Origin of the sequence: Streptomyces sp. NPDC127106 (genome assembly GCF_042677605.1) — a bacterium.
In the GTDB taxonomy this organism is placed as follows: Bacteria; Actinomycetota; Actinomycetes; order Streptomycetales; family Streptomycetaceae; genus Streptomyces.
Genome location: NZ_JBHXTC010000018.1, coordinates 1 through 6712 on the forward strand (window position 1 = coordinate 1; position 6712 = coordinate 6712).

Annotated in this window: 5 protein-coding genes; all 5 read right to left on the minus strand. The window is 75.5% G+C overall.

What is annotated here, in order from left to right; translation table 11 throughout:
- Nucleotides 1-134 precede the first annotated feature (134 nt).
- Nucleotides 135-1277, minus strand: coding sequence for a glycosyltransferase family 4 protein (locus ACFVGY_RS17300; protein WP_385677583.1), 1143 nt, complete (start codon nucleotides 1275-1277; stop codon nucleotides 135-137).
- A gap of 68 nt (nucleotides 1278-1345) precedes the next feature.
- A complete protein-coding gene (locus ACFVGY_RS17305; protein ID WP_385677586.1) occupies nucleotides 1346-2572 on the minus strand; it encodes a hypothetical protein in 1227 nt (408 codons plus the stop codon).
- A gap of 25 nt (nucleotides 2573-2597) precedes the next feature.
- Nucleotides 2598-3653, minus strand: a complete 1056-nt coding sequence (locus tag ACFVGY_RS17310) for an NlpC/P60 family protein (RefSeq protein ID WP_385677588.1) — start codon at nucleotides 3651-3653, stop codon at nucleotides 2598-2600.
- Nucleotides 3654-3928: 275 nt separating this feature from the next.
- Nucleotides 3929-4954, minus strand: a complete 1026-nt coding sequence (locus ACFVGY_RS17315; protein WP_385677591.1) for an NlpC/P60 family protein — start codon at nucleotides 4952-4954, stop codon at nucleotides 3929-3931.
- A 266-nt stretch (nucleotides 4955-5220) separates the two neighbouring features.
- Nucleotides 5221-6585: an NYN domain-containing protein gene (locus ACFVGY_RS17320; RefSeq protein ID WP_385677852.1), complete on the minus strand. Its 1365-nt coding sequence runs from the start codon at nucleotides 6583-6585 to the stop codon at nucleotides 5221-5223.
- Between the last annotated feature and the right edge of the window lie 127 nt (nucleotides 6586-6712).

Genomic DNA, 6712 nt, shown 5'->3' on the forward strand with positions numbered 1-6712 from the left:
CCCCTGAGGGGGCGGCCCGTCAGGGGCGCGGGGAACTGCGCGAGCAAGCACCGTCGGCCCGCAGTGCCGATGCGACGGGACGCCCCGCACGGGGGCGGGGTCCGGGGCGTAGCCCCGGTTTCTGGGGGCGACGGCTACAGGAGGGCGCGGAGGCGGTCGGCCAGGAGGTCCCAGCGCCACCGCTCCTCCACCCAGGCCCGGCCCCGCTCGCCCATGCGGCAGCGCAGCTCCGGATCCCGGAGGAGGGCGACGATGCGGTCCGCCGCGTCCCCGGGGTCGCCACCCCGGACGACCCACCCGGTCTCTCCGTCCAGCACCGCGTCCGGCGCCCCGCCGGAGTCCCCCGCGACCACCGGCAGCCCGGTCGCCGAGGCTTCCAGGTAGACGATGCCGAGGCCTTCGACGTCCAGCCCGCCCCGCCGGGTCCGGCACGGCATCGCGAAGACGTCGCCGGCGCCGTAGTGCGCCGGGAGTTCGGACCAGGGGACCGCGCCGGTGAAGACCACCGAGTCCGCGACTCCCGTCTCGCCGGCCAGCCGCCGCAGGTCGGCCTCGTACGGCCCGCCGCCGACGATCAGCAGCACCGCGTCCGGCACCGCCGCCAGGATCCGCGGCATCGCCCGGATCAGGGTGTCCTGCCCCTTCCTCGGCACGAGCCGCGAGACGCACACCACGACCGGGCGGTCGGACAGCCCCAGCCGGGCCCGGACCTCGTCGCCGCCCGACCCGGGGTGGAAGGTCTTCTCGTCGACGCCCGGCGGGAGCTGCACCATCCGGTCCGCCGCCGCACCGGTCAGCGCCGAGGCGATGCGGGAGCGCGTGTACTCGCCCAGGTAGGTCAGGGTGTCGGTGCCCTCGCCGATGCGGCGCAGCAGTTGCCGCGCCGCGGGCAGCTGTGCCCAGCCGGCCTCGTGGCCGTGCGTGGTCGCCACGATCCGCCGGGCTCCGGCCCGGCGGAGGGCCGGTCCCATCAGACCGAGCGGGGCGGCGGCCCCGAACCACACCGACTCGCAGCCGTGTTCGCGCAGCAGTCCCACGGCCCGGCGGGTGACCCGCGGGGTCGGCAGCAGCATGGTCGTGCGGTCGCGCACCACCTGGAACGGCTGCTCGGCGTCGAAGGCGGCGGTGGCCTCGCGGCCCTCCGCGCCGTGCTTCCAGGTGGAGGCGTAGACGACGATCCGGTCGGGGTCCAGGCGCAGTGCCATGTTGTGCAGGAAGGCCTGGATGCCGCCCGGTCGCGGCGGGAAGTCGTTGGTCACGATCAGCGTCTTGTGCATCGCCTGCCGACAGTACCGGACCGGCCCGCGGGCCCTGCCGCTGCCTTCGGGGACGGGGCCCGCCACCCCTACGGCGTCGGGGCGGCCGCGCCGAGGTCGGTGCGCAGGGTGTCCCGCCAGGCCTCGGTCAGGGCGGCCTCGTCCGTGTCGAGGGCCTCCCGCAGGGCGACCGGGAGCGGCTCGCGGCCGACGCGGCCGTACAGGTCGACGAGGGCGGCGTCGCCCCACCGCCGCGCGACGAGCCGGCAGGCCAGCCAGGCGCCCTCGTACGCCCGGGCGAGCGCCTCCGGGTCGCCGCCGAAGGCGAAGTCCTCGTTCCGCGGCAGTCGCGCGGGCAGCTCCCCGCGCCGTACCGCCCGGCCGAGCGCGGGCGCGGCCCGTTCGGGAGCGGGGTCGCTGCCGTGGTACGCCGCCCAGTCGGCGAAGCCTTCCGACAGCCACAGCGGGGTCGTGGCCGTGGTCTCCCGGCGGGTGGCCACGTGGGTGGCTTCGTGGGTGAGGACGACGGCCCGCCCCTCGGCGGTGAGTCCGGCGTACGCCTCCGGGTTGACGACGATCCGGTCGGCGGGGGCCGGGCCGCTCCCGACCCGGCCCGTGGTCACCGCGGCCATGCCCCGGTACTCGGCGGCCGGCCGCCCCAGCAGCGCCGCCATCGCGTCCACCGAGCCGGGCACCAGCACCACGACCCGGCCCGCCCAGGGCCGCGGCCAGGCGGCGTTCACCGCGGGCACCGCCCGGTCGACCTCGGCGGCGATCGCGGTCAGGGCCGGCCCGCCCGGGCCGGAGCCGAGCACGAGGCCGTGCGCGCCCCGGACCACCGCCACCGGCCCCTGGTCCCACAGCTGCGGCGGGGCCCCGGGGGCCGGGGCGTCGCCGGTGACCCGCCACCGCCCGTCGGACAGGCCGAGCCGCACCTCGCGGGCGGAGCCTGCCGCGGCGGTGTCGTACCCGGAGAGCCGGTAGTGCAGTGCGGCGGTGGCGGTGGCGCGGGCCCCGTCCCGCCGGACGCCGGTGACCTCGTACGCCCAGTCCTCCAGCGGGATCCCGGCGAGCTCCGCGGGCGGCCGCTGCGCCCAGGCGGCGACGGCGGCGCGGACGTCCCGGTCGGCGGTGTCGCGCGGCGTCGCGGGCGCGGCGCAGCCGGAGAGCAGCCCGCACAGGAGCACGCACACCAGCAGGCACGGCAGCCCGCACAGCAGCCCGCGCGACGGCCCGGGCACCGGCAGCGCGGACCGCGGCAGCGGCAGTGGCAGTGGCAGCGGCGGCACTACGGCGGCTCGGCGGAGCGGGGGCATCCGCCGATCCTAGCCAGGGCTCCGCTCAGGGGCGGGTGACGGAGGACACCGGCATCATGCCGACGGGGTCGTAGCGGACCCGGGCTCCCGGGTAGGGGGCGTGCACCACCTGGCCGTTGCCGACGTACATGCCGACGTGGCTGGCGTCGGAGCGGTAGGTCACCAGGTCGCCCGGCCGGGCCTCGGACAGCGGGACCTGCCGGCCCGCGTGCCGCTGGGCCTGCGAGGTGCGCGGCAGGGAGACGCCCGCCTGCCGGTACGACCACACCATCAGCCCGGAGCAGTCGAAGCCGGAGGGGCCCGTGGAGCCCCAGATGTACGGCCGGCCCACGGCGGAGCGGGCGGCCCGCACGGCCGCCGCGGCCCGGCCGGAGGAGGGTCCGAGCGCACCGGTGGCGGTCAGGTCGGGCAGCGCGCCGCCACGGTCGCCGGAGCGGGAGGCCCGCTCGAAGTCGGCCCGCTCCTGGGCGGGCATCTCGTTGAGCAGCCGCCGGGCCGCGGCGAGCTTCGCCGTCACGACGCGCTTCTCCCGGGCCACGTCGGCCCGTACGGCCTCCAGTTCGGCGAGCTTCCGCGCGGCCTCGCTGCGCTGCTGGGCCAGCCGCCGCTGCTCCTTGCGCAGTTCGTCGAGCTGCCGGGTCTGGTGGTCGGTGAGCCGGCCGAGGGTGGCGGCCTTGTCGAGGTATTCGTCGGGGTCCTCGGACAGCATCAGTTCGACGGCGGGGTCGATGCCGCCGGAGCGGTACTGGGCTCCGGCGAAGGCGCCGAGGAGGCCGCGCATGGTGTTGATGCGGTCCTGACCGCGGGCGAGCCGGTCCTGGGCGCGGTCGACGTCGGCGCGGAGCCGGTCGGCCCGCTCCCCCGCCTCGTTGAAGCGTTCGGTGGCCCGTTCTGCTTCCTCGAAGAGCCGGTCGACCTGGGCGCGGACGGTCGCCGAGGGCTCCTTCGGCAGGGCCGGTGCGGCGCTGGCGGGCACCCCGGTGATGGCGGCGGCGGTGGCCGCCGCGGCGGCCGCGGTCAGCATGCCGACCTTGGTGTTCCGGTCGAGGCTGCCGGGTCCGGACCGGCGGTGGGACGCCATGCGGAACCGCTCCCTTGCGCTGCGCGGGACCGGGTCCGTCCCCCGTGGACGGCCGTGTGCCGGGTTCCGCGCTGGCAGACAGTAGCCGCGCGGCTACCCCCCGACCAACGACCGCCGCGGGCCGCACGTGCCGGCGCCCCGCCTCAGACGCAGGTCATCGGCGGGGCGCGAGGTCAGGACGGGGCCGCGCAATTCGCCCGGACGGTCGACGTCCGGCGCGCCGGTGTTCCGCCGGGAGCGCAGGGGCACGTCCGGACGGTTCGCCTCACGTCGGGTCAGATGCGGACGCCGAACTGGGGCGACATGTAGCTGATCTTCTCGTACTTGATGCCGCCGCGCGGGTTCGAGGCGTGCAGGGTCATGCCGTTGCCGGCGTACAGGCCGACGTGGTGCAGGTCGGAGTAGAAGAACACCAGGTCGCCGGGTTGCAGCTCACTGAGGGGGATGCGGGTGCCCTCCTCGGCCTGGGTCCAGGTGGTGCGGGTGATGCTCACGCCGGCCTGCTTGTACGCCCACTGCGTCAGGCCGGAGCAGTCGAACGCGCTGGGGCCGGTGGCGCCGGACTGGTACGCGTAGCCCAGCTTGGTCTTGGCGGCCGCCAGGGCGGCGCCGGCCCGGCCGGAGGCCTTCACGTTGCCGACGTCGGCGCGGTCGGCGTCGCCCTGGCTGGTCCGGCTGTCCTCGTCCTTGATCTGTTGGCGCTCCTGCGCGGTCAGGGTGTTCAGGAGGGCCTGGGCCTCGGCGAGCTTGGCCTGCGAGGCCTTCTTCTTCTCGCCGAGCTCCTTGCGGGTGGCGTCGAGGTCGGCGAGCTTGCCGGCGGCTTCCTGGCGCTGCTGTGCGAGGCTGCGCTGCTTGGCCTGGATCTTCTGGACGGCGTCGACCTGTCGGCCCGTCAGCTGCTGCAGGGTGGAGGCCTTGTCGAGGTAGGTCTCGGGGTCGCCGGAGAGGAAGAGGGCGACGGACTGGTCCATGCCGCCGGTGCGGTACTGGGCGCTGGCCATCGACCCGAGCGTGGTGCGCAGCTGGTTGAGCTCCTCCTGGCCGCGGGCGACCTGGTCCTGGATCTGACCGATCTCCTTTTCGAGCTTCTCCTGTCGCTCCTTGGCCAGGTTGGACTTCTCGGTGGCCTGCTCCGCCTCCTCGTAGAGGGCGTCGACCTTGGCCTTGACCTCGTCCTTGCCCGGCCGGTTGGGCGCGGCGGAGGCGCTGTGCGCGGAGAGGGCGACGGCTGCGGCGGCCGCGGCGGTGAGCACGGTCACCCGTGCGCGGCCCGGCTGCTTGGGTCGACGGTGGGACGCCACGAGCCGGGCTCCTTTGCTCGGACCGCCGGAAGAGGGGGCGCGTCACGCGCGCACGGGCCGGCGACACCTCCGCCGACACCCCGAATGAGTGATCTACCGCACGAAGGTTTGACCAGACCCTAGTGACCGCGTGTGATCACTTCAAACCCCCTCGGGAAAAAACCCGGCCCCCGACCAGGTTCTTTACCTTCACCGCACGCTCCGTGCCGACGAGTTGACGGTACGTTCCCCGACCGCACAGCCAAATCGGGTATTTCACTTAGAGGTTAGGAAACGCGCGAAAGCCGCTTCAGGAGCAAAGCGGACGTCACGGGCCGGGCTCCGGCCTTCGCCACCCCGTCGGCCACCTCGCGGTCCGTCGAGACGACGACCACCGGCCGGCCCGGCGGCTCCGCGCGCACCAGCTGGCGGATCAGCTCGTCCGCCGTGACACCCGGCTTGGAGAACAGCACCCGCACCCCGCGCGGCGGCGCGAGCAGCACCGGCGCGGCCAGCTCCGCCCCGTCGAAGACGCAGGTCATCTCCGCGCCCGTCTGCGCGGCCAGCATCGACAGCCCGCCCAGCAGCCGCAGCCGCTGCTTCTCCAGGGGCATCGTCGGATAGCCGGTCTTGGTCACGTTGTAGCCGTCGACCACCAGGTGCACCTGAGGCAGCGCCAGCAGCTGGTCCAGCAGCGCCGGGTCGGTCTCCGACAGCGCCCGCGCAGCGATGTCCTTGGGGCTCATCCGGCCCGGCTCCACCGCGTCCACGGTCTCGGCGGGCCGCGTCGACACCGGCGGCAGCGCCAGCTCCCGGCGCAGCCCCTGGGCCGCGTCCAGCACCGTGTCCAGCAGCAGCCGCAGCCGCATGTCCTCGACGCTGCGGCCCTCACGGGCGGCCCGTCGGGAGGTCTCCAGCGCCGCCTCGGCCTCCGCCAGACGGGACTTGAGCCGGCGCGCCTCGCTCTCGGCGGACGCCACCTGCGCGGCCGCCTCGGCGCGGATCCCCTCGATCTCGGCGGTGAGCTTGCGCAGCGCCGCCTCGCCCCGCTTGACGTCGCTCAGGGCGCTGCGCAGCTTGCGCTGAAGCGATTCGGCTTCCTTGCGGGCCGCCTCCAGCTCGCCGCGCACCTGCTCGCCGCCGTGCCGCTGCAGGTCCCGTAGGTGGGCCAGCTCCTCGCGCAGCCGGTCCACTTCGCGCCGGGCCTCCTCGTCCGCCCGCTCGGCGTCGGCGCGCTGCGCCTCCTCGCCCGCGGCGGCCACCAGCTTCACCCAGCCCACCGGCCGCAGGATGTACGCGGCGGCGGCCACGTCCAGCGGGTCGGCGGCCGCGGGCGGGGCGCCGGACTCCAGCGCCCCGGCCAGCTCCGCCTGGGCCTCGCGCACCTTCTCGGCGACGCGCCCGCGGAAGACCGCGTCCGTCTCCACCGCCGCGGCCATGGCGTTGCCCGCGAACTTGGCGCGCCGGCTCGGAGTGAACCGGGCGTACTGGCGCAGCTGTCCCGGGAGGTCCGCGACCGTCAGTGCACCGAAGGCGTCCGAGACGAGCGTGACGACCCGGCGCCGCACGCCCTCCGGCAGCGGGCGGTCGAGCACCTCGGCGGCGTCGTCGGCCGCACCGGCCGGGTCAGCGCCGCTTCCTGGCTCCACAATCCGTCACCCCTACCGTGTTCTCCTCGGTGGGGGGGGGGGCCGGCCGGGGTGCGCCCCCCGCCCGGCCCCACAATCAATACGGTTGCTTTTAAAAAAAAAACAACCCACCACACCACGCGTGAGAGAC

What these genes read in the sequence shown, in the direction of transcription:
- ACFVGY_RS17300 (WP_385677583.1), bottom strand. Translation starts at nt 1,277, where the DNA reads ATGCACAAGACGCTGATCGTGACCAACGACTTCCCGCCGCGACCGGGC.
- ACFVGY_RS17310 (WP_385677588.1), bottom strand. Translation starts at nt 3,653, where the DNA reads ATGGCGTCCCACCGCCGGTCCGGACCCGGCAGCCTCGACCGGAACACC.
- ACFVGY_RS17305 (WP_385677586.1), bottom strand. Translation starts at nt 2,572, where the DNA reads ATGCCCCCGCTCCGCCGAGCCGCCGTAGTGCCGCCGCTGCCACTGCCA.